The sequence below is a fragment of the Dysgonomonas hofstadii genome (assembly GCF_014196915.1).
Lineage (GTDB): Bacteria > Bacteroidota > Bacteroidia > Bacteroidales > Dysgonomonadaceae > Dysgonomonas > Dysgonomonas hofstadii.
In genome coordinates this window covers 22,988-47,554 of sequence record NZ_JACIEP010000002.1, presented here as the reverse complement: position 1 = coordinate 47,554, position 24,567 = coordinate 22,988, and the positions used below count along the sequence as shown (strand labels likewise).

At 39.8% G+C, this 24,567-nt stretch carries 24 protein-coding genes; 12 read left to right on the top strand and 12 right to left on the bottom strand.

Annotation, left to right across the window (positions count from 1 at the left end; genetic code table 11):
• Nucleotide 1: 1 nt before the first annotated feature.
• From nuoH to GGR21_RS02120, 8 genes are all read right to left on the bottom strand, one after another.
• Nucleotides 2-1,033: an NADH-quinone oxidoreductase subunit NuoH gene (gene nuoH / locus GGR21_RS02155; RefSeq protein ID WP_183305533.1), complete on the bottom strand. Its 1,032-nt coding sequence runs from the start codon at nt 1,031-1,033 to the stop codon at nt 2-4.
• 85 nt (nt 1,034-1,118) lie between these two features.
• Nucleotides 1,119-2,165: a 2Fe-2S iron-sulfur cluster-binding protein gene (locus GGR21_RS02150; RefSeq protein WP_183305531.1), complete on the bottom strand. Its 1,047-nt coding sequence runs from the start codon at nt 2,163-2,165 to the stop codon at nt 1,119-1,121.
• Between the two features lie 107 nt (nt 2,166-2,272).
• Nucleotides 2,273-3,628: an NADH-quinone oxidoreductase subunit NuoF gene (gene nuoF / locus GGR21_RS02145; RefSeq protein WP_183305529.1), complete on the bottom strand. Its 1,356-nt coding sequence runs from the start codon at nt 3,626-3,628 to the stop codon at nt 2,273-2,275.
• A 6-nt stretch (nt 3,629-3,634) separates the two neighbouring features.
• Nucleotides 3,635-4,150, bottom strand: a complete 516-nt coding sequence (locus GGR21_RS02140; RefSeq protein WP_183305528.1) for an NADH-quinone oxidoreductase subunit NuoE family protein — start codon at nt 4,148-4,150, stop codon at nt 3,635-3,637.
• A 97-nt stretch (nt 4,151-4,247) separates the two neighbouring features.
• Nucleotides 4,248-5,483: an NADH dehydrogenase (quinone) subunit D gene (gene nuoD, locus GGR21_RS02135; RefSeq protein WP_183305527.1), complete on the bottom strand. Its 1,236-nt coding sequence runs from the start codon at nt 5,481-5,483 to the stop codon at nt 4,248-4,250.
• Nucleotides 5,484-5,497: 14 nt separating this feature from the next.
• A complete protein-coding gene (locus GGR21_RS02130) occupies nt 5,498-6,031 on the bottom strand; it encodes an NADH-quinone oxidoreductase subunit C (RefSeq protein WP_183305526.1) in 534 nt (177 codons plus the stop codon).
• Nucleotides 6,032-6,037: 6 nt separating this feature from the next.
• Nucleotides 6,038-6,589: an NADH-quinone oxidoreductase subunit B gene (locus GGR21_RS02125; protein WP_183305525.1), complete on the bottom strand. Its 552-nt coding sequence runs from the start codon at nt 6,587-6,589 to the stop codon at nt 6,038-6,040.
• Between the two features lie 90 nt (nt 6,590-6,679).
• The gene (locus GGR21_RS02120) at nt 6,680-7,048 is read right to left on the bottom strand and encodes an NADH-quinone oxidoreductase subunit A (protein WP_183305523.1); all 369 of its coding nucleotides are present in this window, start codon (nt 7,046-7,048) and stop codon (nt 6,680-6,682) included.
• Between the two features lie 671 nt (nt 7,049-7,719).
• Between GGR21_RS02120 and GGR21_RS02115 the strand changes: the two genes are divergently transcribed.
• Complete coding sequence (locus GGR21_RS02115) at nt 7,720-9,720, top strand: DUF3857 domain-containing protein (RefSeq protein WP_183305522.1); 2,001 nt, start codon at nt 7,720-7,722, stop codon at nt 9,718-9,720.
• A gap of 16 nt (nt 9,721-9,736) precedes the next feature.
• Nucleotides 9,737-11,626: a DUF3857 domain-containing protein gene (locus GGR21_RS02110; protein WP_183305520.1), complete on the top strand. Its 1,890-nt coding sequence runs from the start codon at nt 9,737-9,739 to the stop codon at nt 11,624-11,626.
• A 167-nt stretch (nt 11,627-11,793) separates the two neighbouring features.
• Here the strand turns inward: GGR21_RS02110 and GGR21_RS02105 are convergent, their stop codons facing one another.
• The 4 genes from GGR21_RS02105 to GGR21_RS02090 form a co-directional block, all read right to left on the bottom strand.
• Complete coding sequence (locus tag GGR21_RS02105) at nt 11,794-14,100, bottom strand: heavy metal translocating P-type ATPase (RefSeq protein ID WP_183305518.1); 2,307 nt, start codon at nt 14,098-14,100, stop codon at nt 11,794-11,796.
• An 88-nt stretch (nt 14,101-14,188) separates the two neighbouring features.
• The gene (locus GGR21_RS02100; RefSeq protein ID WP_183305517.1) at nt 14,189-14,758 is read right to left on the bottom strand and encodes a helix-turn-helix domain-containing protein; all 570 of its coding nucleotides are present in this window, start codon (nt 14,756-14,758) and stop codon (nt 14,189-14,191) included.
• A complete protein-coding gene (locus GGR21_RS02095; protein WP_183305516.1) occupies nt 14,718-15,221 on the bottom strand; it encodes a hypothetical protein in 504 nt (167 codons plus the stop codon). The genes GGR21_RS02100 and GGR21_RS02095 overlap by 41 nt, the downstream gene beginning before the upstream one ends.
• 50 nt (nt 15,222-15,271) lie before the next feature.
• Nucleotides 15,272-15,838 carry an acyltransferase family protein gene (locus GGR21_RS02090; RefSeq protein WP_183305515.1) on the bottom strand — a complete coding sequence of 189 codons (567 nt, stop codon included), beginning with the start codon at nt 15,836-15,838 and terminating at the stop codon, nt 15,272-15,274.
• A 221-nt stretch (nt 15,839-16,059) separates the two neighbouring features.
• On the opposite strand from GGR21_RS02090, the gene GGR21_RS02085 reads away from it, so the two are divergent.
• From GGR21_RS02085 to GGR21_RS02040, 10 genes are all read left to right on the top strand, one after another.
• A complete protein-coding gene (locus tag GGR21_RS02085; RefSeq protein WP_183305514.1) occupies nt 16,060-16,635 on the top strand; it encodes a YceD family protein in 576 nt (191 codons plus the stop codon).
• 72 nt (nt 16,636-16,707) lie between these two features.
• Nucleotides 16,708-16,893, top strand: coding sequence for a 50S ribosomal protein L32 (gene rpmF / locus GGR21_RS02080; RefSeq protein ID WP_183305512.1), 186 nt, complete (start codon nt 16,708-16,710; stop codon nt 16,891-16,893).
• 77 nt (nt 16,894-16,970) lie between these two features.
• The gene (locus tag GGR21_RS02075) at nt 16,971-17,951 is read left to right on the top strand and encodes a beta-ketoacyl-ACP synthase III (protein ID WP_183305511.1); all 981 of its coding nucleotides are present in this window, start codon (nt 16,971-16,973) and stop codon (nt 17,949-17,951) included.
• 143 nt (nt 17,952-18,094) lie between these two features.
• Complete coding sequence (locus GGR21_RS02070) at nt 18,095-18,673, top strand: hypothetical protein (protein WP_183305510.1); 579 nt, start codon at nt 18,095-18,097, stop codon at nt 18,671-18,673.
• Nucleotides 18,674-18,681: 8 nt separating this feature from the next.
• On the top strand, nt 18,682-19,251 hold the full coding sequence (locus GGR21_RS02065; protein ID WP_183305508.1) for a hypothetical protein: 570 nt from the start codon (nt 18,682-18,684) through the stop codon (nt 19,249-19,251).
• A gap of 345 nt (nt 19,252-19,596) precedes the next feature.
• Complete coding sequence (locus GGR21_RS02060; RefSeq protein ID WP_183305507.1) at nt 19,597-20,790, top strand: pyridoxal phosphate-dependent aminotransferase; 1,194 nt, start codon at nt 19,597-19,599, stop codon at nt 20,788-20,790.
• Between the two features lie 83 nt (nt 20,791-20,873).
• Nucleotides 20,874-21,455, top strand: a complete 582-nt coding sequence (locus GGR21_RS02055) for a non-canonical purine NTP diphosphatase (RefSeq protein WP_183305506.1) — start codon at nt 20,874-20,876, stop codon at nt 21,453-21,455.
• Nucleotides 21,456-21,545: 90 nt separating this feature from the next.
• On the top strand, nt 21,546-22,340 hold the full coding sequence (locus tag GGR21_RS02050) for a S1/P1 nuclease (RefSeq protein ID WP_183305505.1): 795 nt from the start codon (nt 21,546-21,548) through the stop codon (nt 22,338-22,340).
• A 133-nt stretch (nt 22,341-22,473) separates the two neighbouring features.
• Nucleotides 22,474-22,674: a hypothetical protein gene (locus GGR21_RS02045; protein ID WP_183305504.1), complete on the top strand. Its 201-nt coding sequence runs from the start codon at nt 22,474-22,476 to the stop codon at nt 22,672-22,674.
• 334 nt (nt 22,675-23,008) lie between these two features.
• Nucleotides 23,009-24,505 carry an acetyl-CoA hydrolase/transferase family protein gene (locus GGR21_RS02040; protein WP_183305503.1) on the top strand — a complete coding sequence of 499 codons (1,497 nt, stop codon included), beginning with the start codon at nt 23,009-23,011 and terminating at the stop codon, nt 24,503-24,505.
• Nucleotides 24,506-24,567: the final 62 nt, after the last annotated feature.

The window sequence follows — 24,567 nt, the reverse complement described above, 5'->3', positions numbered from 1 at the left end:
ATTATTTGAATAGCAGGGTGAAAACACCCACAAGAATAATATTTACAATAGCTAAAGGGAACAACATCTTCCATCCCAACTTCATCAACTGGTCGTAACGGAATCTCGGTATTGTCCACCTTACCCACATGTAGAAGAATATAAAGAATGCTGTTTTAGCGAGCAATGATAGTACTGCTAATGTATTCGCAATATTTACACCCCAGTTTTCATTTACCCAACTCATTCCCGGGTAGTGATATCCACCAAAGAAAAGGACGGATATAAATGCCGATGAGAAAAACATACTGGCATATTCAGAGAACATATAAAATCCCATTCCCAGAGATGAATATTCCGTATGGTGACCGTTTACCAACTCAGATTCGCATTCTGCGAGGTCGAACGGAGTACGGTTACATTCTGCAAATGAACAAACCAGAAATATGATAAATGTTAATGGTTGAAGTATGATATTCCATACGCCATTGGCCTGCTGCTGTGTTATCTCACTAAGGCTCAATGTTCCGGTCATCATGATGATGGCAATGATGGAAAGCCCCATTGCAATCTCGTAAGAAATCATTTGCGCTCCGGCGCGGATACTACCTATCAGCGAATATTTATTATTGGATGCCCATCCTCCGATAACAACACCATATACACTGGTTGACAGGACGGCTACTATATAAAGGACGGCAACATTTACGTCAGCTATTTGCGGAATAAATTCATATCCGGCGATGATGAATTTTTCAGCCCATGGGATTACCGAAACACCAAGTAAAGAGATACTCATGGCGATTGCCGGCCCGATAATAAACAATACTTTATTCGGCGTATTCGGCATAAACTCTTCCTTTGCGAAAAGTTTTGCTCCATCGGCCAGTGGTTGCAATAACCCGAAAGGTCCCGCCCGGTTTGGCCCGTAACGGTCTTGGAGGAATCCGGCAACTTTACGTTCGGCATAAGTCGAGTACAAGGCAAAAAGCATTGTAACGGCAAATACCAGAACAATAAGGATCAGTTTTTCTAAAATCAAAGCAACTTCCATATTTAACTTAGTTGACAAGTTAACAAGTAGACAAGTAAACGAGTTTCAAAACTTGTATCTCGTATCTTGTTTACTTGTATCTGTTTCATTCTTCTTTTGTTTTCTTTATAGCTTCCAATTCATTGGCATCGTAAGGCGTGTTTACCATGCTAATTTTTTTCTGGTCTTGTTTTCTTCCTTCCAGTGCCAGCTCATCAATATTGATCTTCACCTTTTCCATTGGTTCGGTGTAGTTGTTCACATTATTGACAGAGTATTTCTGAAATTTATGGGGCCCTTCGATTACCCAGTCTTCAGTTTCTTTATGTTCGAAGCGGCATTCGTTACAGATGAACTCTTCCACTTCTTTCCACTGGTCTTTGCGGGCGCTTACACGTAGGATGCTGTCGCCAAACATCCAAAGGGTGACTTTACCCGAACATTTGGTGCAATGGCGGTGTGCATTGAATTTTTTAGTAAACCACACGCGTGATTTGAACCGGAATGTTTTATCTGTAAGAGCACCTACCGGACATACATCGATCACATTTCCGGAGAAGTCATTATCTATGGCACGCTCGATGTAAGTAGATATTTGTGCGTGATCGCCTCTTCCTACAACGCCATGAACACGTTCAGGTGTCAGTTGATCCGCCAGTTTCACACAACGGTAGCAAAGTATACACCTGTTCATGTGCAACTGTATATAAGGTCCTATATTTTCAGGTTCGAATGTGCGTTTTTCTTCGACAAAACGAGACCTGAAATTTTCATTGCCATACGCCAGATCCTGCAGATCGCATTCTCCGGCCTGGTCGCATACCGGGCAATCGAGTGGGTGATTGATCAGTAAGAACTCTGAAACAGCACGGCGTGATGTTTTGGCTCTTTCCGAAGTGGCGCTTTTTACTTCCATGCCATCCTGGGCAGCAGTCACGCATGATGGCTGCAATTTGGGCATCGGACGCGGATCTCTTTCACTTCCTTTTGTTACTTCCACCAGACAGCAACGGCATTTGCCTCCACAGTCTTTCAGTTTGGAATAGTAACACATTGTAGGAGGAACACTATCGCCACCTACCATGCGGCAGGCTTCCAGAACAGTTGTTCCCGGTTCTACTTCTACTGTATGTCCGTCTATTGTAATTTTCATTTTTTTAGCTTTTAGCTGATAGCTATTGGCTATTAGCATTTTATAATGATTATATAATTGCTCCCAAAAACCTTTGCTAACAGCTAAAGGCTATTGGCTAACGGCTTTTATCCTAAAAGGTGGCGAACTTTCTCCATTGGTTCGTTCACAAAGTGATTTCTGTCTTTTATCTTTTCAGGAAAGCGCACATGGTATTCAAATTCCTCACGGAAATGACGTATGGCAGCCGCTACCGGCCACGAAGCTGCATCTCCGAGCGGACAGATGGTATTTCCTTCTATCTGGCTTTGAATACTCCACAATAAGTCTATATCTTCTTCCCTTCCTTCACCGTTTTCTATACGATGCAGGATTTTATCCATCCATCCTGTTCCTTCACGGCAAGGAGAACATTGTCCGCAACTTTCGTGATGGAAGAAACGTGCGAAATTGGCTGTGTTTCTTACTATGCAGGCAGAATCGTTATAAATGATGAATCCACCTGAACCAAGAGACGATCCTGTAATAAATCCTCCGTCAGCCAGAGATTCATAAGAGATCAGGCGGTCTTCCCCGTTTGCTGTTTTAAACAGATAATTCGGCGGTAAAATCGGAACGGATGCTCCACCGGGAATACAGGCTTTCAACGGACGATCGTCCATCATGCCTCCACAATATTCATCGGAATTGAAGAATTCATCTACTGTGATACCCAGCTCAACTTCATATACGCCCGGATTTTTGATATGTCCCGAAGCAGACATTAATTTTGTTCCGGTGGATTTACCTATCCCTACTTTTGCATATTCGTCACCACCGTTATTGATAATCCATGATACTGTTGAAATGGATTCTACATTGTTCACAACAGTCGGCTCGTTCCATAATCCACTAACGGCAGGAAACGGCGGTTTGATTCGTGGATTGCCTCGTTTACCTTCCAATGATTCTATAAGAGCGGTTTCTTCTCCGCAGATATATGCTCCTGCTCCGCAATGAACATGCAGATCGAGATCGTAACCTGTCCCGAGTATATTTTTACCTAACCATCCGTTAGCATATGCTTCTTTTATGGCTTTTTCCAGTATTTTGAAAATCCACATATATTCGCCACGGATATATATATATGATAGGTTAGCCTCTAGTGCGTAGCTGGAAACGATAGCCCCTTCGATCAACAGATGAGGAATATGATGCATCAGATAACGGTCTTTGAATGTTCCCGGTTCCGATTCGTCCGCATTGACCACCAGATGGCGGGGGTTACCCGACTTTTTATCGATGAAGCTCCATTTCATCCCCATAGGAAAACCTGCACCTCCACGGCCTCTGATACCCGATTTTTTGACTTCTTCGACTACTTCGTCAGGAGTCATGGTTTTCAGAGCTTTTTCCACAGAGGCATAACCGCCGTTTTTGCGATAAACTTCGTATCCGTCTATTCCGGGGATATCTATTTTTTCAAGTAATATCTTTTTAGCCATCGCAAATTAGTATAGGTTTACTTTTCCTTGTTTACAATCTTCTATCAGGGTGTCGATCTTTTCTTTTGTCAGATTCTCGTGATAGTTATCTCCCAGTTGGAGCATCGGGCCAAAACCACATGCGCCAAGGCATTCTACGCCTACAACACTGAACATGCCATCGGGGGTGATTTCTCCTTGTTTAACGCCAAGTTTCTGACAGGTATAGTCCATCAGGTCTTCACCTTTGCGTATAGCACAACAGGCAGTACGGCAAAACTCGAACATGTATTTGGCTACCGGTTTTTGGTTAAACATTGAATAGAATGTTACCACCTCATACACTTCGATTGGCTTTACTTCGAGTATTTCAGCAACTTTGTCCATTAATTCCAGGCTAAGCCAGTTGTCATGTGCATCCTGTACAGCGTGAAGTACAGGCAGCATTGCCGATTTCTTTTTGTCGGCAGGATAATGGCTCAACAATTCATTGATACGAGCCATCAATTCATCCGACATATTGATTATTTGTTTATATTCCATATTAGCTTTTAGCTTTTAGCCATTAGCTTTTAGCTTTTTAATTAAAATATATTTTTATAAATTGGCACATTAGCATATTTTCATATTGGCAAATTGCCTAAGCATCCAATTCTCCTGCAATAACATTGATGCTGGATAATGTAGCCACAGCATCAGAAAACATACCTCCTTTTATCATCTCAGGAAAAGCCTGATAGTATATAAAGCATGGTCTGCGGAAATGCAGGCGGAAAGGAGAGCGTGAACCGTCTGTAATCAGGTACATGCCCAATTCTCCGTTAGCGGCTTCCACAGCATGATATGTTTCGGCGATAGGCACAGGTATTTCGCCCATCACTATTTTAAAGTGATCTATTAAAGCTTCCATTTCGGTATACACCGCTTCTTTCGGAGGAAGGTAATAGTCAGGTACATCGGCATGGAAAGAACCTTCCGGCATATTGTCACGAGCTTGTATGATTATTTTCAGGCTTTCTTTCACTTCGGCTGCACGTACACACCAGCGATCGTATGTGTCACCTGATTGCCCTACAGGAATATCGAATTCAAAATCTTCGTATGAACTATATGGCTGTGCTTTCCGTACATCATAATCGATGCCTGTCGCACGTAGATTGGGGCCGGTAAATCCATAATTCATAGCTTTTTCAGCTGAGATCTGTCCTGTCCCAACCAATCTGTCTATAAAAATACGGTTGCGTTTGAAAAGGCTTTCAAGCTGATCCCATGCTTTAGGAAAACCATCAATGAACTCATCGAGTTTTCGCCATGCAGCATCACTCCAGTCCCGTTCGAAACCTCCTATGCGTCCCATATTGGTTGTTAAACGTGCTCCGCAGATCTCTTCATAGATTTCGTATGCCAGTTCACGGTATTTCATTACATAAAGGAACGGAGTATATGCACCGAGGTCTACACCCAATATGCCATTACATATAAGATGGTCGGTAATGCGGGCAAGTTCCATCACTATGACACGCATATACTGCGCCCGTTTGGGTACCTCCACGCCAAGTGCTTTTTCAACAGTCATCCACCACGCCATATTGTTGATAGGTGCAGAACAGTAGTTCAGACGATCGGTAAGTGTGGTTATCTGATAGAATGCACGGTGTTCGGCTATTTTCTCAAAAGCACGGTGAATATAACCGAGGGTAGTGTCAGCATCGAGGATGCGTTCACCATCCATCAGCAGAATATTCTGAAACACGCCGTGAGTGGAAGGGTGGGTTGGTCCGAAGTTCAATACGGATAGTTCCTTTCCATCCTCAAATTTTTGCTCTCTTACTATTTTCGCAAAGCGATGTTCCGGATTTACAAATGGATCTGACATTACTTTACTTTGCTTTATTTAGTTGGTTCATAATTATTCGGTGTTCTTCCGAAGAATCTGTCGTCTTTATCAGTCCTTCCGGCATCTTCCAACGGATGATCTTTCCTCATAGGGAACGAAACCATGCCTTCATCATTCAGTATACGTTTCAGATTAGGGTGTCCGATAAAGTTTATACCGTAGAAGTCGTATGTCTCACGTTCCATCCAATTGGCGGCTGCAAAAATATCGGACATTGTATTCACTTCGGGGTTTTTACCATCGAGGAATGTCTTTACACGTACACGTACATTATCTACCCAATTGTGAAGGTGGTAGACAACGGCAAACTGTGCGTCTTCGTTATTATCCGGATAGTGTACTCCACAGAGATCGGTCATAAAGTTGAAACGAAGTGTTTCATCATTTTTCATGAAACTGATCACGTCCCAGATAGATACAGGCAAAGCATGGAACGTGAGTATATCCTGCTCCATCCTGAAATCCGATACGTTGTCCCCAAATTTTTCTTTTACCTTGTTTTCAATAACTGTAGTCTCAAGTGTCATTCCCAATTATTCAAATTTATATGATTCAAGAAGCTCTTCGTATCTTTCAGAACCTCTGCGATGTATCGATTCGTGTTTTACGAGTTCCTGCAATTGCATTACTCCGTCCAGTATTTGCTCAGGGCGGGGTGGGCATCCCGGTACATAGACGTCAACAGGAATAACCTTGTCGATTCCCTGCAATACCGAATATGTGTCGAATATTCCACCTGACGATGCACATGCACCAACTGCGATCACCCATTTAGGTTCGGCCATCTGCTCATATACATGACGAAGAATGGGAGCCATCTTTTTCGAAATAGTTCCCATCACCAGCAGCATATCTGCCTGACGTGGAGAGAAGCTGTTGCGCTCGGCTCCGAAGCGTCCCATGTCGTATGTAGATGCCATTGTGGCCATAAACTCGATACCACAACAAGAAGTGGCAAATGGTAGTGGCCATAAAGAGTTTGCCCGTGCCAATCCGACAACGTAATCGAATTTTGTGGCAAAAAAACCATGCCCAGTGTAACCTTCGGGCGCTGGTACTACTTTTATATTTGATGATTTACTCATGGTCTTTAACTATCGATATTATTAAATGTATATACTTATAACATTGCTTGTTTGTTATAGTTTATGGATATAACATTTAATATATTTTGTTTATTTTTCCCATTCCAAAGCCCTGCGTTTAGCTTCGTACAAAAAGCCAACGACTATAACTCCTATAAATATTCCCATCTTGCCAAATCCTTCCCAGCTTAGTTCCTTGAAGTTGACAGCCCATGGGTACATGAATATGATTTCGATATCGAAAAGCACAAACAATATTGCTATCAGAAAGTACTTTATCGGGAAAGGTGACCGGGCGTTACCTATGGGGTCGAGACCGCATTCGAAGTTTGCCTGTTTTCTAAAGCCTTTACGTTTCGGGCCGAGCATATTGGATGCAAATACCGTAGCGAATACGAAAATAAAAGAAAAGGCGATTTGCATCAATATGGGTAAAAAATCATACAGATTTGAACTCATAATTTCCTCCTTAACATACTTTGTTTTTACAGGGCACAAAGATACTTTATTTATTTATCAAAAAAGAACAAAATGACTCATATATTTTATCGATAATGTCAATTAAAATGCTGATGTTTACAAAAATACATCATTTTGCTTACTTGATGTTGCAAATTGATATTTTATGGATTAATTGCTATGAATATTCATTCGTTTTCATCCTTTAAGTTAATAAGCGTTAATGTGGCGAGGTGGAATTCTTAAAATAATAACTATATAATTATAGTTTATCTTTATGCCATTTTTTTACATGGTTATGTCGATATATACCCTCCATTGAAATATTTTAATATCTACCGATACTTTATCGATCGGATGAAATATATATGGCAAAACTTTCTTTTTGCTGTTTCACAACATATGTGAAATTTATATCCGGATAATTTTCTTTCATTTTCAGGGGGGATAGGCTTCTGGTTGTAAATTTGTAGGATTCTATATTGAGCGATCAATTATTTGATATTCATCACTTTGAGTGTATTGTGAGATTATTTGTGTTATTTAGTTTATGGAATTTTGTATTTCAATTCCTCTAAATAGAAAGAAATATTATGCTTTATGACATGAATTGAATGTTAATTTAATTGAATAAATATTTATACATTTGTATAAACTGAAAAATCTATCTTATGAAAAACTATACCCTGATAATGTTTTTTGCATTGTTGTTTATGTTTGTATCCTCTGGTTATTCCCAGTCGAAGTATGGTAATGTAACTATGGAAGAGATGACCATGGAAGTCTATCCACAGGATACAGCCGCTACGGCAGTTGTATTGTCAAAAATAGGCACTGCCCGGTTTATATTCAGTCTGCATAAGCTGTTTCAGATCGAGTATACGATACAAACCAGGATAAAAATACTAAAAACTGAAGGTTTGGATTGGTGTAATAATGAGATCGAATATTATGAGCCCAGCAGGACAGACAAGGAAGATATACGTGGACTTTCGGGCACTACATATAATCTCGAAGATGGAAAAATACAAAAAGTGAAGCTGTCGAAAGAGCATATCTTCGATGAAGATGTCGATGGAATATGGAGAGTCAAGAAGTTTACCATGCCTGCCGCAAAAGTGGGATCTGTGATAGAATACAAATATACCCTTGTGTCGGACTTTTACTGGATGTTGCGTGATTTTGATTTTCAGGAATCTATCCCTGTAGAATATAGTGTGTTTGATATTACTATTCCCGAATATTTTAGATATACTCCTAACTATCAGGGCTACCTGAGATTTAATACTAAATCAGAGTTTGAAAATGAGAATTTCCCTGCGGCCTACAGGGATAGATTCGGTGTTTATCAGGAAGCTCTCAGATGGACATCGAGCCGGACAATAACCGAGGTGAGAAATGCTCCGGCAATGAAAAAAGAAAGTTATGTATGGGCAATATCCGATTATATATCGAGAGTGTCTTATGAATTGAAAAATATTGACCTGCCGTTTGCCGAAAAAGCTCACAATATTACATCGTCATCGTGGTCAAAAGTGGCAGGTAATTATATGGGAGCAAGTAGTTTTGGGAAAAGACTAAAAGAAGAAAAGCTGTTTAAAGATGAAATATCGCAAGGTGATCCAACTCTCGATCGTGCAAGGGAAATACAGGACATGATAAAGTATAAGGTAAAATGGAACGACAGAAACGCGCGAATACCCGGTAACCTGACTAATGTACTCAAAAAAGGAGAAGGAAATAGTGCTGATATTAATTTTCTGCTTATCAATGCTTTGAAGACCGGAGGATTCGATGCTTTCCCTGTGCTGCTGAGGACCCGTAGTGATGGACGTTTGCCGATGTTCCGGCCTACCGAACGGGCGTTTGATTACGTGATAACAGGGATACAGATAGATACAACTATATATTATACAGATGCTGCCGCGAAATATGGGAACTGGAATATTCTCCCAGAGGAATGTATGGTGCCTAATGCCTGTGAATTACGGGATGAAAGATTTCACTGGAGGGATTTGTCTACGATTGCTCCATCTTCAGCAGTAAAAATGGCAAATTTTAAATTTACGGATTCCAAAGCTAAAGCCAAAGTGACAGAGACTCTGAAAGGAAATACGGCTTACAATGCCAGATCTTCGTATTTTGACGCTAAAGATGAACAAGACTATGTAGAGAAGAAATCTGCACGTTTGGAAGCAGAAATAGATAGCTTTAGTATCTCAAATTTGGATAATACAGCAGAAGCTTTGACTATGAGTTATGTACAAATGCAGGATATAAACCTGGATGAGGATGTTGTGTATATAAATCCTATTGTAGAAAAGTTGTATTCGACAAATCCGTTCACGGAAGAAAAAAGAGAGTACCCTGTGCAATTTGATAATCTGATGAATTATGTGCAAATTATCGATATACCTATCCCTGCGGGATTTGTTGTAGACGAAGTACCCCGTTCGGAAAGGATTGTGTTTAAGGATAATCATATTATGCTGACTTATCGTGTAATCAAAGCGGAAGGCCATGTAAGGGTACATTATCAGTATCAGTTAAAGAAATTATTATTTCTTCCGGATGAGTATGAAGATTTACGTACCTTCTTCTCAAATCTGATATTGAAGAATTCGGAGATGATCGTATTGAAAAAAGCAAAAAGTATTGCAGAAAATAAATAGAGAGGGAGGATAAAATATGATTCGTTTTTTATCTGTAATTGTAAGTTTGTTCGTTACATTTCCATTTGTCAGTGCGCAGATTCCTACAGCTCTGACAAGTAAGGACGGGAATGCGGTTTCCGTTGTAAATAATTATGAAGCAGTGTTTACTCAGACGGATCTGAATAATGCAACATATAAGGTTACTAAGTCTGTTACTATATTTGAAAAACAAGGCGAAGGTTACGGTTATTTCAGGTCGTCGGGAGATAAATTCAGAGAGTTGAAGGATTTTTCGGGTGTGGTGAAAAGTATAACGGGAGCAGTTATTCGCAAGATAGGTAAAAAAGACCTGGTTATCTCTTCCCTTTCGGATCAGATGGCTACCGATTCTTACTCGATAATGTATAATTGCAAGGCAACTACCTATCCTTATACAGTAGAGTATACCTATGAAGAACGATGGAAGAACGGAGTAATTGTTTATCCACTTTTCGATCCGATAGACGGTTATATGCAATCTGTAACAAAAGCTACTTATACGATAGAATTACCTGTTGATATGGATTTGCGGTATAATACTAATTTCGATTGCCAGATTAAAGACGAAAAAACAGAGAATAAACATATATACTCATTCTCGGTGCAGAATTTAAGTTATATAGAAAGTGAAGCCCTGTCCCCATTCTATAAAGAAATATTCCCTCAGGTACTTATAGCTCCAAACAATTTCTGCTTCGATTCCTATTGCGGTAACATGTCTGATTGGAAGAACTATGGAAACTGGATATTAGAATTCCTCAAAAATCAGGATGTATTACCTGCTGATTTTGTGAGTAAAATTAAAGACATAACCAAGGATGCGGGAAGCGACAGGGAAAAAGTGGAGATACTGTATAAATATTTACAAAATAACTGGAGATATGTAAGTATACAACTTGGTATTGGGGGCTGGAAGCCTATAAACGCAATGTCTGTTTCCAAAACAAATTATGGTGATTGTAAAGGACTGACCAATTTGATGAAAGCCATGCTGAAGGCTCTGGATATACCATCAAATTATTGTACTATTTACCTGGGAGATAAGAAATATTTCACAAAAGATTTTACGAATTTGAATGAATTTAATCATGCTATTCTTCTTGTTCCTCTCAAAAACGATAGTATTTGGCTGGAATGTACATCGCAGCGATTGCCATTTGGTTATGTACATGAAGACATAGCCGGCCACGATGTGCTGGTAGTAACAGACGATGGCGGGAAGATGTGCCGTTTGCCGGTTTATACTGACAGTCTTAATAGAAAACAATCGACTCTAATTATTAATTTGACAGAAGACGGTAGCGCCAGGGGGGAAGCTGTTTTTGTGGAAAACCTTCACGGATATTCAGTAAATGAATTTAGTATGACATCGAAAGACAGGGATATTGTAGTTAGGTATCTGAACAGGAATCTGAAGCTTCCTAAAGCTCAGTTTAACCAGGTGCAAGCCAAAGAGAATAAATCTTCGATGCCATCCTGTACCCTTACCGCAAATTTCGATGCTGCAGAGTTTGCCAACAAGACAGGCTCAAGATTGTTTATTCCCGCATGTCCCCTCAATAAAAAAGAATATAGTGTATTTTCTTCTAAAAACAGGAATCATGATATTGTGATCAATAATGGTTACTCGCAGGCTGATACGATAATATATAATTTACCAAATGGATATGTCCTTGAATCTTCACCTAAGGATATTTCGGTAGAAACACCGTACGGAACATTCCTGTCTTCGGCTAAACAAGAGGATGGCAGGGTGATATATTCCCAGAATACAGTTGTCTTTACCGGGAAATACGATAAGTCTGAATATCCTTCCTATAAAGCTTTTTATGAGCAGATAGCAAATGCATCTAAACAACGGTTTGTTTTAAAGAAAGCGGAATAATATTAAGAATGAGGCTGTCTGAAAAGTAATTTTTATTATCTCTTTGTCATGTTGAACGGAGTGAAACATCTCGTTTCCGGAGAGTCGGGATTCTTCGTTGCACTCAGAATGACAAAGGGAAGTAACACTTTGATAGTATAATCTTACTTTTGGGACAGCCTCTTCTCTTATATCTTTTTGAATTTGAGTAATAAACTATTAGTGACTACGCTTACCGAACTAAGCGCCATCGCTGCCCCTGCAATCATTGGGTTGAGGAGGAACCCGTTGATGGGAAAAAGTATACCGGCCGCTATTGGCACACCTATCAGATTGTAGATAAATGCCCAAAAGAGATTCTGTTTTATAGTTTTCACTGTCTCTTTAGATAGCTTTATTGCCTGATGCAGCTTGTTGAGATCGGATGATATGATGGTGATCTGCGCAACATCCATCGCGATATCACTGCCCTTACCCATTGCAATGCTTATATCTGCTGTTGCTAAGGCCCCGCTGTCGTTAATACCATCGCCTACCATGGCAACTACTTCTCCCTGATTTTGCAGCTCTTTTATAAAATCAGATTTTTCGGCAGGCAATACTCCGGCTTTTATTCTTTCCGGCTCTATCCCTACTTGTCCGGCGATAAGACTAGCGGAGTGGAAACTGTCTCCGGTAAGCATATAGACTTTCAATCCATTAGCTTTCATTTTCCGGATGGCCTCCAGTGAGGTTGGCTTAACGGTATCGGTAATGCCGATTATCGCTAATAACGTATTCTGATCGGCAAATAAAGCTACACTATTGGCGTTTTCCGTTTCAATCGCTATTTGTCCTTCTTGTTCCTCAGTAAGTGCAATGCCTTGTTCTTCAAGTAGTCTTTTATTTCCTACGAAATATTTCATTGTTGCCGTATCACCTTGTACTCCCCGGCCTGTAAGGGAGGTCACATTCAGGTTTTGCAATAATTCCGATTTGTCTTTTATGTATGACTTTATGGCATCGGCAAGCGGGTGTTCCGAATAGGCCTCGATACTATATAATATATTGTATAATTCTTTGGCCGGCTCTGCTGTCCATATCATATTCGTTACATGTGGTTTTCCTTCGGTGATTGTGCCCGTTTTATCCAGAACCACGGCAGTCGTTTTCTGTGCTTTTTCGAGGGCTTCGGCTCCTTTTATAAGGATTCCGTTTGTCGCACCTTTGCCTATGCCTACCATAATGGCAGTTGGCGTGGCTAGTCCCAATGCGCAAGGACATGCTATAACCAGCACGGTTACAAGAGACAATAGTCCCTGAGTGAATCCGTTTTCGCCCGAAAGGAAAAACCAGAGAAAGAATGTAGCAATAGCAATAACACCTATGATAGGAATGAATATACTCGATATTTTATCTACTGTTTTTTGTATAGGAGCCTGGCTGCCCTGCGCTTCCTGCACCATTTTTATAATCTGGCCAAGGAGTGTATTCTTACCCACTTTCTCGGCGATGAAGTGGAAGCTTCCGTTCTGGTTTATCGTTCCTGCAAAAACTTTTTCGCCTTCTCCTTTTTCCACCGCGATGGGTTCGCCGCTTATCATACTCTCATCGATAAATGTATTGCCTTTAACGATCTGACCATCGACAGCTATCTTTTCTCCGGGTTTCACAACAATCTCATCACCGGTTTTTATCTCTTTGATCGGAGTCTCTGTGAATTGCCCGTTTTTTACTAATATAGCTGTTTTGGGTTGCAATCCTATCAATTCTTTTATTGCTGTAGTCGTACTTCTTTTGGCTCTTTCTTCAAGATATCTTCCCAGCAGGACAAAAGCGATAACCACACCCGATACTTCGAAATAAACATGTGGCTCGAGGCCTTTACTTGTCCAGAAAGAAGAAAAGAGTGTATTGAATATACTGAAAAGATAAGCTACTCCTGTACTTAACGCAACCAGAGTGTCCATGTTTGTGGAGCGGTGTTTTGCCTGTTTCCATGCATTAATGAAGAATTGGCGTCCGAAAATAAGTACAATAGGGGTAGACAATGCCCACATTATATAGTTGGCATAAGGTATGGTGTGAAAAAGCATGGCTATAACAACCAGCGGTATGGCGAATATGACAGACCACAGGCAGTTTCTTTTCAGCTCAGCCAGGTGCTTATTGTGTATACCCTCTATCTCTTCCTCTTCTTTTTCTTCAATAATGAGATCATAACCTGCATTCTGAACGGCTTCCTTCAATTTTTCGGGAGTTGCTACCGAAGGCAGGTATTCTACATAAGCAGTTGCATTGGCCAGGTTGACCGTTGCATTTTTTACGCCGGGTTGTTTACTCAATGTCGATTGTACATGAGCGACACACGATGCACATGACATACCTGTTACCGGAAAGTCTGCTTTTACTGAATTGCCCTCTGCAAAAACAAGATTCTTGCCGGGATTGGAAAATGTCGGTTTTCCGGCTGTATTTTTATTAGTTAGGACCGATTTATTATTTGGAGTTGCCATAATCTTTGTGGTTTATAATTTGATATAACAAAGATGGCACAAGAAAGGATTATTTCCGTTACATTATTTACAGATAGATTTATATGATTTACACCTTGTCCAGAGGTTTCCGTTTATTTGTCTTTATCTGTTTGAAGTGGCTGGGGGTAAGCCCTGTTACTTTTTTGAATTGACTGCTTAAATGTGCAGTACTGGAGTAGTTGAGCCGGAAAGCGATCTCATTTAAAGATAGTTCGTCATAGACCAGTAGTTCTTTTACTTTTTCTATCTTTTGGGCTATAAAATATTTTTCGATGGTTGTACCTTCTATTTCCGAAAACAGATTACTGATATAATTGTAGTCGTGATGCAGTTTGTCGCTCAGATAATCGGATAAGTTTATTTTCAGATTACTGTTGTTATAATGTACCAGTTCGATGATCAATGTTTTAATTTGTTCTATCAGTCTGCTTTTTTTATCGTCTATCAGTTCGAAGCCGAGTGGAGCCAAAGCATTCTCTATCAATAATTTTTGATGCTCATCCAAAGGTTTTTCTAATATGACTTCCCCTAAATCGATATTTAGAGGAGTAAGTCCAAGTTTTTCGAGTTCCGATTTGACAACCATTTTGCATCGGTCACAAACCATATTCTTTATATATAATTTCTCCGCATTCATTTTCAGATTCTTTAGTCACAACATCAACCGTTTGTTTACTTGTGGCTTTCACTTTCTTTTTCTTTCCCAGAAAAATAAAGGCTGTAAGCCAGTTCTTTTCCATCAGTTTAATGACGAAATAAATGACAATAATAATAAACAAAGTTGGTATTATATAAAAAAAAGAAGGTAAAGATGGCAGAATGTTCAGATTGAACAGAAAATTACTGGCCAGACAGGAAAATAAAAATCCCTGTATCATATAAATGCCCATGGTTTTTGTACCCAATTGAGCTAATGAATGAATAAATTTACTACTTTTTGTTAGCCCGTATATAAAGAATGTAATAGCCAAAAATGCGGTTGATAATATTATTCCACTGATAAGACGCAGTATTCCTGTTTTCAGATGAAAAATATCCGATGGGGTAAAATATATAAGGTCTTCTTTGGTCCATACGCAATAACAGGCAATTACCAGCACAATAATTATAATAAAGTATTTTTTGCAGATTAGATACAACTTGTTAATATTCACACAGGTAAGTAAATAGCCCAAAATAAAAAAACGAACATGTCTTTCGTAAAAGCCAGTATGACATTCTGGGTAAAGAACAGGGGAACCAGCATGGAAAGCACTCCCGTGACCATTATTACATATTTATTATCTAATCGTACAAGCTTAAGAACACCAAATATGACAGAATAGATCAACAAGGCCCATATAAACCAGTATGACCATCTTATGGTCATGTATATATACATATATTTATCGGGGATTGTATTTCCTTTGGCTATTATATCGAAGAGCCCATTCATAATTCCCCATGTTATCAAGGGGACGAGTAGTAAGATCATTCGCTCTTTGATGAAACTCAGGGCCGGCTTCCGTTTTAGTGAAAAACAAGAATAATAACCACTTATTCCAATGAATAATGGCATATGAAACATATATATACTTTTATATATATAATCGTCCCAAAAAACAGGATTATGATATCTAAGGTGTTGTATAGCATGACCCATAACGACTAATATTATAAGTAGCCCTTTTACATAATCAGCATATACATCACGCCTTGTTAAAGTCGCTGTATTCATTCCATTGTTTGTCTTACCCTTTCATAGGTGCATCAAATATAGTTAATTAAAAAATAAAATCATAATTTATTTAGAACAAAGGTCTGGTTCTGCAAAAAGGCAGATAGAATAAATCATATTTGTTGTCAGGTGTTAAGATTAAAGGTTAATTGATTAATTATTTATTTATTCAAAAAAACTTTGTACCTTTGCCGCCGTTCTTTTCATTATTAAATTAAGGCGTGGGAAAGTTTAGTTTATATAATATCCCGTTAAGGGGATTATCAGAAGGGAAACATGAGTTCCTGTACGATCTGGATAATAAGTTTTTCGCACTTATCGACGATGGTTCGGCAGATGTAAAAAGAGGCAATCTTAAGGTGGTTGTATCTTTGAAAAAAACATCTGTTACTTTCGAATTGAATTTCGATATTAAGGGCATGGTACATGTTCCCTGTGACAGATGTCTCGATGATATAACAATGGATGTCGATACGCAGAATAAACTGATCGTAAAGTTTGGAAAAGAATATTCGGAAGAAAGCGATGAGATTGTTATTATACCTGAAGCCGACGGGGAAATAAATATCGCCTGGTTTTTATACGAATTTATAGCTCTGAGCCTGCCTACAAAGAAAGTGCATCCTCCGGGCACATGCAATAAAATGATGTCTTCCAAGTTAAATAAACACAGGGCGAAGAGTTCAGACGACGATGATTCGGATGACGATTACGACGATGTGGAAACAGAAGACGACTCATCACTTTCCGATTCCCGTTGGGATGGACTGAAAGATGTAGCAGTGGACGAAGATTAAACAGAACAAGAAAAATAGATAGAAAATAATTTTTCTAATCCGGATAAATAAAAATAACTAAATAAAACGAAAATGGCACATCCTAAACGAAGACAGTCAAAGTCTAGAACAGCTAAGAGAAGAACTCACGATAAAGCGGTCGCTCCTACACTGGCAGTATGCTCTAATTGTGGTTCATGGCATGTTTTTCATACAGTTTGCCCTGAGTGCGGATATTACAGGGGGAAATTAGCAATTGAAAAAGAAGCTGCGGTTTAAATTCTTTAATCCGAATCTTTAAGCCCTAAAAAAATAGGGCATTTTTTTTATTAATTATATACAAAACAAAAATAAAGATGGTTCGAGCTGCTATTACCGCCGTTGGCGCATATGTGCCTGAGGATATATTGACCAATGATGATATGGCCAAAATAGTTGATACTACCGACGAGTGGATCATGACACGTGTGGGTATCAAAGAACGTCGTGTACTGGGAAAAGGTAAGGGTACTTCTTTTATGGGGGCTGAAGCTGTAAAAATAATCTTGGAAAAATCCAATACTAAGCCTGAAGAGGTGGAAGTCATCATATTTGCGACAACAACCCCCGATTATATATTCCCTTCAACAGCAGCAATGACCGCCGAAGCTTGTGGTATAAAAAATGCTTTGGGTTTTGATATTCAGGCTGCATGTTCCGGCTTTATTTATGCGTTGGAAGTAGGATCGAATTTTATCAGATCGGGACGATACAAGAAAGTGATTGTTGCCGCCGGCGATAAAATGACCTCGATAGCCAATTATAAAGACCGTACCACATGCCCGTTGTTCGGCGATGCTGCGGGAGCTGTTATGCTGGAACCCACAACCGAAGATGTCGGTATAATAGATTCTATTCTGCATGTCGACGGTTCGGGGAGGCCTAATCTTCATATGTATGGCGGCGGATCTGTGTATCCTGCTTCATACGAGACAGTAGATAAAGATATGCATTACGTATATCAGGAAGGACAGGTTGTCTTCAAGCACGCTGTATCTAAAATGGCTGATGTTTCTGTTGAGATCATGGAGCGCAATGGCCTTACACGGGAAACTGTGGACTGGTTGGTACCACATCAGGCAAATATCCGTATAATTGAAGCCGTGGGCAACCGCATGGGGCTTTCTGCTGATAAAGTGATGATCAATATCCAGAAATATGGAAATACCAGCGCCGGTACTATTCCTCTTTGCCTTTACGAATGGCAGGATAAATTGAAGAAAGGGGATAACCTTATTCTTGCTGCATTCGGTGGTGGATTTACATGGGGCTCTTTATATCTTAAATGGGCATATTAATCTATTTCTATTAATATATGGGAAGGCAATCGGTATGATTGCCTTTTTTATTTTATAGGGAAGGCGATCCTGTGTTGAACAATAATTGCGCGATAAGGCAATTTTTATTTATCTTTACGGTTCTAAAAAAAACAGATTTGTCAATGAAAAAAATAATATATCTGATATTTATTGGCTTCCTTTCTTTTATGAGTTGCGGCGATGACGATAAGCTGACAACAGAGAAGTCTGTCAATTATTTAGACCTATCGGATCTGGTAGTGTATAAAGGGAGTGCGTCCGGTGCGGAAGAAATTATATACAACGACCTTAAAAACAGGACGCTGGCTTCATATTTTTTCAAGACATCATACCAACCCGCTTACTTCAGCAGATACACTATGGATTTTTATGAAGGTCGCTTGACATATGTTTTTCTGGATGATAACGGAATAGGGCGAAAGATTGTATCGACTTATGAGTTTAAGGATGATAAACTCTACATATTGAATGCCGATACACTGAAGTTTGTAGCATATGGCGATAATCCCAATAATTTATATATGCTGAGAAGTATAGCTCGCTATCCGTTGCCGGGGCTGGACAGAGATACGATTCAGACGTTTGATGTAATAATAGGAGCCGATACAATACTGAAACTAGCAGGACACGATTCTTTAGACGATTTGAAACTGTCGTCTGATACCATAGTCTGGTGTAATATTAAATATCTGTTTAATTGATTCTGAATATGAAAACACTAAAATATATAGTACCGTTAATTTTATCCGTATTATTGTTAGCAACTTGTGGTGACGATGCTTCGGATACTACCGCACTCCGTTACGTGGATTCGCAGTCAGGGCTGGTAGACTTTAAACTGTATTATGGATCGGATGCCGGAGGAGTTGAAAATACCAGAACAGATACATTGAAGAGGAAGCCCGAAGTATTTTTTGCTTCAGCTTCATTCGAAAGCTATACCAGTACGAGCATATCGTTTATCGGGGAAAGGATGTCGATAGAGCAATCGAGTGTTAAGGAAATTTTCCCTTATAAATTCGAGGATGGCTCTTTGTATGTAGAAAAGAATGGCGATTTTAAATATTACGGCGATGGCGATGTATCGGTCCTCGATATCCGTCAGCACTATATTGGTTACAAAACAGGAGATGGTAATTTCAAAATAGTACAGGCTGTGCCGATGAAGGAGATAGATAAGGAGTATGCAGCTTCTTTATCATCTTTCGCAACGGTTGACGCTATGACTAATAAAGAAGATACGCTGATCTGGGTTACACGGAAAGCCGCATTCAGATAAGATATAATATCCGGGGAATGAAAGCCTGCCATTAAGAGCAGGCTTTTTTGTTTTTGTAGATCAGATTTGGGTGACTTTATCTATAAGATACTTATGTGCTGATTGGCTAATATGCCGATGTGCCAATAGTAAAAAGATCTTTGATAATTTGTAATGTTTGTCAGATTTTAGTTAAAAAGCTTATAGCTATTGGCTAACAGCTAAAGGCTAAAAATCTGTCACCTTTGTCCGTTTTTAGTTAAAAAATTACTAACTACTGTCTACTATCTGCTAACTAGTAAAAACTGCAAGTTTTTTTGTACATTTGCGACTTATTGTTAAAGAATTGTATTATATAATTTCATTATGCCACATATTTCGCAACGAGGCTTGGAAATGCCGAATTCTCCCATCAGGAAGCTGGCTCCGCTATCAGATTCGGCTAAGGCCAGGGGTCTGAAAGTTTATCATCTGAATATAGGACAACCCGATTTGCCGACCCCGGAAGAAGCGTTGAATGCCATCCGCAATATAGATCGTAAGATATTGGAATACAGTCCGAGCGATGGTTATCGTTCCTACAGGGAAAAGTTGGTGGGCTATTACGCCAAATTTAAAATAAATGTATCGGCAGACGATATCATTATAACTACCGGAGGCTCAGAAGCTGTGCTTTTCGCATTCCTAGCCTGTCTGAATCCGGGCGATGAGATTATTGTGCCTGAACCTGCCTATGCCAACTACATGGCCTTTGCCGTATCGGCGGGTGCAGTGATAAAGACAGTGTCATCTTCTATCGAAGAGGGATTCGCCCTGCCGCCGGTTGAGAAGTTCGAGGAGCTGATAAATGAGCGTACCAAAGGGATAATGATTTGCAACCCTAATAACCCTACCGGTTATCTCTATTCGCGTGCCGAGATGAACCAGATAAAACATCTGGTGCAGAAATATGACCTGTATCTCTTCTCCGATGAAGTTTATAGGGAATTTATATATACAAATTCGCCATATATATCAGCTTGTCATCTGGTGGGGATCGAGGAAAATGTGGTGCTGATCGACTCTGTTTCGAAACGATACAGCGAGTGTGGCATCCGTATCGGGGCGCTTATAACCAAGAACAAGGAATTGCGTAAAACATTGATGAAATTCTGTCAGGCACGCCTTAGTCCGCCGCTAATCGGACAGATCGCAGCGGAAGCTTCGTTAGAAGCCAGTCCTGACTATTTGCAGGATACTTACGATGAATATGTGGAAAGGCGTAAGTTCCTGATTGACAGGTTAAATCGCATTCTAGGTGTCTACTCACCTATACCGATGGGTGCATTTTATACTGTGGCCCGTCTTCCGGTAGATGATTCTGATAAGTTTTGCGCGTGGTGCCTTTCCGATTTCGAATACGAGGGACAGACTGTTTTCATGGCTCCTGCTTCGGGCTTTTATACTACTCCCGGATTGGGTAAAAATGAAGTCCGTATTGCTTATGTACTGAATAAGGAAGATTTAGGAAATGCCCTGACTGTACTGGAAAAGGCATTGGAAACGTATAATAAGTTATAATAATTTCAAGATTTCAGGTTTCAAAATTTTGAAAAATAATCTTGAAATCTTGAAACCTGAAATCTTGAAACTTGAAATTTAATATGAAACAAAAGCTTGTATTTGCCACAAATAATGCACATAAACTGGAAGAGGTAAAGGCAGTAGTCGGCGATAGTTTTGAAATACTAAGCCTGAAAGATATAGGCTGTACCGAGGATATTGAAGAAACAGGGAAAACGCTGGAAGAGAATGCTCTTATCAAAGTAAAGTATGTTAAGGACAAATACGGGTACGACTGCTTTGGAGATGATACAGGACTCGAAGTAGAAGCTTTGAACGGCGCACCGGGCGTATATTCGGCACGCTATGCCGGAGACGGGCACGATGCTAAAGCCAATATGAAAAAATTGCTGGAGGAATTGAGTGGTATTGAAAATCGCCGGGCTTGTTTCCGTACGGTAATAGCTCTCATTCTTGATGGGCAGGAACATTACTTCGAAGGCCGCATAGACGGGGAGATACTTACGGAAGAGCATGGGACAGCCGGATTTGGTTACGATCCTGTTTTCCGTCCGGTAGGTTACATTCATACCTTTGCGGAGCTGGGGCTCGATGTGAAAAATAAAATCAGTCACCGGGCGTTGGCCGTGAAAGCCCTCTGCAAATATTTAACGGAAAAGTAGTACAGTCGTATTCTCTTTCAGTTAAATTATTTTATACCTTTACGAGCCGGATAAGTCCGGCTTGTTTTGTTTATATTTAAAAGAAATATTATGAAGAAAATAATTGTAACACTCACTTTGCTTGTGGTACTTATATTGCCGAATGAATTATTTGCGTGGGGAACTACGGGACATCGTGTGATAGCAGAGATTGCGAATAAGAATATTAAATCGAAGACAAAAAAGAAAATAGACAAATTGCTGGATGGTTATCCGATGGCATATTGGGCCAATTGGGCTGACTTTATAAAATCGGATACTACCGACACATGGAAGCACACTCATATCTGGCATTTTGTGAATGCTCCGGGTGGGTTGGATAAGCAGGCATATATCGATTTTATAAAAAATACACCACAAGAGAATGTATACAGTGAAATTCCTAAACTGGAGGCCATCATAAAAAATAAACAATCTACAGATGACCAGAAGCGCATAGCCCTTTATTTTCTTATCCATCTGGTAGGAGATGCGCATCAGCCAATGCATATGGGACGAGAAGAAGATCTGGGGGGAAATAAGATTTCGGTGACATGGTTCCGAAGCAATACAAATATTCACTCTGTGTGGGATTCCCGCATTGTGGACAATGAGAATTACAGCTACACAGAGTATGCCGATATACTGAATTCGATCAGCAAAGACAAAAAACAGAAAATGCAGGCCGGCACACTGGAAGACTGGATGCATGATACCTATTTGGTGGCAGAAGATGTATATGCAAATGTTCACAACGGTATGGAACTGTCATACCAATACAGCTACCAATATAAGTATAAAATGGAAGAGCAGTTACAAAAAGGCGGTTTAAGGCTGGCTGTTGTTCTGGATCGGGCATTTAACTAAGTAAAACGGAGATAAGTAATATAGATACCGTGCTTCAAGACAAAGCGCGGTATTTTTTATTTTATGAAAGAAGTAATCGTTATTGTGTACATCTTTTTTCGGGATCTTTATCTATATAGAAAACAATGAGCTAATGTGGCAATATGCCAATGTGAAAATGAAAGAGATGAAAAATAAAGAAAATAAAATGTGTAAGAAACAACGTTCAGCGGAACGTAGAGTAGCTAATTGGCTCCGCTTTGCTCTGCCGAACGTTGTTTGTCAGGTTTTGTACTCTGTCATGCTGGAGCGAAGCAAAGCATCTAAAGGGAAGATACTTCGTTCCTCAGGATGACAAAAAAGGAAATGAAAAAATGCGTCAACTTTGCCTCGCCTGCGCTTCGGCGATTGATAATTGTCAACTTTTAACCACTGATTGACATGAATTATAATTTCAGAAAAAAGAGATCTTTGACACCTCTGGGTGACAAAATGAAACAAAAAAGAATGGGTATTCTTATTTCGATTTTATAAAGGCTTCATATATCCTCAATAAGTGCAAAACTAAGTAACTTTTAGTTATTTAAAATAGCTATTCAGGTATTTATTTCGTAATTTTGCAGCGCGAAAGTAGAAGATCTTATAACAAAGGATATAAAACAATATAAATCATATTTTTTGTAAAAACAATGGCTTTAAAATTTATGACTGCCGAAGAAGCGGCAGAGCTGATTAACAACAACGACAATGTAGGATTCAGCGGGTTTACACACGCTGGCTGTCCTAAAGTAGTTCCCGGATTCATCGCTAAAAAAGCAGAAGCAGAGCACGCTAAGGGGAACCCTTTTAAGATCAATGTCTTCACGGGAGCATCTACCGGAGATAAATTGGATGGAGTTCTAACCCGTGCCAAGGCTATTAACTTCAGAGCACCTTACCAGACTAACAAGAGTATGCGTGAGGCTATAAACAATGGCGAAGTTAAGTTCTGTGACCTTCACCTGTCTACTATGGCCCAGGATATCCGTTACGGATACTACGGAAATATCGATTTTGCGATTGTAGAGGCCTGCGATGTGACAGAAGACGGTGAAATCGTTCCTACTTGTGGTGTGGGTATCTCACCTACAGTTGCCCGGTTGGCTAAAAAAGTTATTGTGGAGTTGAATGACTGGAATCCGAAAGAAATGCGTGGTATGCACGATATTCCTGAACCAATGGATCCTCCCCGTCGTAAAGATATACCTGTCTATGATGTTCACGACAGAGTGGGCAAGAATCATATTAAAATAGATCCGACAAAAATCATTGTAGTAAAGACTCACGAACCGAATGAAGGAAGTGGCTTTGCTCCGGTAGATGATGTTACTTCTAAGATAGGTGCAAATGTTGCCGAGTTCTTTATAAAGGAAATAGCCGAAGGCCGTATGCCTAAAACTTTCCTTCCTGTTCAGTCGGGAGTAGGTAATATCGCTAATGCGGTATTGGCTGCTATGGGTGATAGCAAAGAAATTCCTGACTTTGAAGTATATACTGAAGTAATACAGGATGCTGTAATCGGACTGATGGAATCCGGACGTGTTAAATTTGCAAGTGGCTGTTCGCTGACAGTAAGTAATCCATGCATCGAACATATATATCAGAACCTCGATTTCTTCAAGAAAAGAATCATCCTTCGCCCATCTGAATATTCCAATAACCCTGAGGTTGTCCGCCGTTTAGGTGTTATTGCTATCAATACGGCTATCGAAGCCGATATTTATGGAAATATCAATTCTACTCATGTTATGGGAACAAAGATGATGAATGGTATCGGTGGTTCGGGTGACTTTACCCGTAGCGCATATGTATCGATCTTTGTTACTCCATCTATGGCAAAAGACGGAAAGATCAGTTCTTTTGTTCCTTTGGTAGCACATCAGGACCATAGTGAGCATTCTGTTAAGATCATTATTTCAGAATATGGGGTAGCAGACCTTCGTGGTAAAGATCCGGATGAACGTGCACAGGAAATCATTAATAAATGTGCTCATCCTGATTATCGTCCGTTGTTGCAGGAGTACATCAAAAATGCTCCGCAGGGACATACACGTTTCGATATGTACAATGCTTTCGCATTCCACGAAGCGTTTAATGAAACAGGCGATATGAGGAATGTAAAATGGCGTAAAAAAGGAGAAGCCTGAAAAGCAGAATAACTATACTATATAAACAAAAAGCCTTCCGACTGAAAATCGGAAGGCTTTTC

Coding starts and splice junctions, on each gene's coding strand:
- nuoH (WP_183305533.1), bottom strand. CDS start 1,033: ATGGAAGTTGCTTTGATTTTAGAAAAACTGATCCTTATTGTTCTGGTA.
- GGR21_RS02150 (WP_183305531.1), bottom strand. CDS start 2,165: ATGAAAATTACAATAGACGGACATACAGTAGAAGTAGAACCGGGAACA.
- nuoF (WP_183305529.1), bottom strand. CDS start 3,628: ATGGCTAAAAAGATATTACTTGAAAAAATAGATATCCCCGGAATAGAC.
- GGR21_RS02140 (WP_183305528.1), bottom strand. CDS start 4,150: ATGGAATATAAACAAATAATCAATATGTCGGATGAATTGATGGCTCGT.
- nuoD (WP_183305527.1), bottom strand. CDS start 5,483: ATGTCAGATCCATTTGTAAATCCGGAACATCGCTTTGCGAAAATAGTA.
- GGR21_RS02130 (WP_183305526.1), bottom strand. CDS start 6,031: ATGACACTTGAGACTACAGTTATTGAAAACAAGGTAAAAGAAAAATTT.
- GGR21_RS02125 (WP_183305525.1), bottom strand. CDS start 6,589: ATGAGTAAATCATCAAATATAAAAGTAGTACCAGCGCCCGAAGGTTAC.
- GGR21_RS02120 (WP_183305523.1), bottom strand. CDS start 7,048: ATGAGTTCAAATCTGTATGATTTTTTACCCATATTGATGCAAATCGCC.
- GGR21_RS02115 (WP_183305522.1), top strand. CDS start 7,720: ATGAAAAACTATACCCTGATAATGTTTTTTGCATTGTTGTTTATGTTT.
- GGR21_RS02110 (WP_183305520.1), top strand. CDS start 9,737: ATGATTCGTTTTTTATCTGTAATTGTAAGTTTGTTCGTTACATTTCCA.
- GGR21_RS02105 (WP_183305518.1), bottom strand. CDS start 14,100: ATGGCAACTCCAAATAATAAATCGGTCCTAACTAATAAAAATACAGCC.
- GGR21_RS02100 (WP_183305517.1), bottom strand. CDS start 14,758: ATGAATGCGGAGAAATTATATATAAAGAATATGGTTTGTGACCGATGC.
- GGR21_RS02090 (WP_183305515.1), bottom strand. CDS start 15,838: ATGAATACAGCGACTTTAACAAGGCGTGATGTATATGCTGATTATGTA.
- rpmF (WP_183305512.1), top strand. CDS start 16,708: ATGGCACATCCTAAACGAAGACAGTCAAAGTCTAGAACAGCTAAGAGA.
- GGR21_RS02075 (WP_183305511.1), top strand. CDS start 16,971: ATGGTTCGAGCTGCTATTACCGCCGTTGGCGCATATGTGCCTGAGGAT.
- GGR21_RS02070 (WP_183305510.1), top strand. CDS start 18,095: ATGAAAAAAATAATATATCTGATATTTATTGGCTTCCTTTCTTTTATG.
- GGR21_RS02065 (WP_183305508.1), top strand. CDS start 18,682: ATGAAAACACTAAAATATATAGTACCGTTAATTTTATCCGTATTATTG.
- GGR21_RS02060 (WP_183305507.1), top strand. CDS start 19,597: ATGCCACATATTTCGCAACGAGGCTTGGAAATGCCGAATTCTCCCATC.
- GGR21_RS02055 (WP_183305506.1), top strand. CDS start 20,874: ATGAAACAAAAGCTTGTATTTGCCACAAATAATGCACATAAACTGGAA.
- GGR21_RS02050 (WP_183305505.1), top strand. CDS start 21,546: ATGAAGAAAATAATTGTAACACTCACTTTGCTTGTGGTACTTATATTG.
- GGR21_RS02045 (WP_183305504.1), top strand. CDS start 22,474: ATGTGGCAATATGCCAATGTGAAAATGAAAGAGATGAAAAATAAAGAA.
- GGR21_RS02040 (WP_183305503.1), top strand. CDS start 23,009: ATGGCTTTAAAATTTATGACTGCCGAAGAAGCGGCAGAGCTGATTAAC.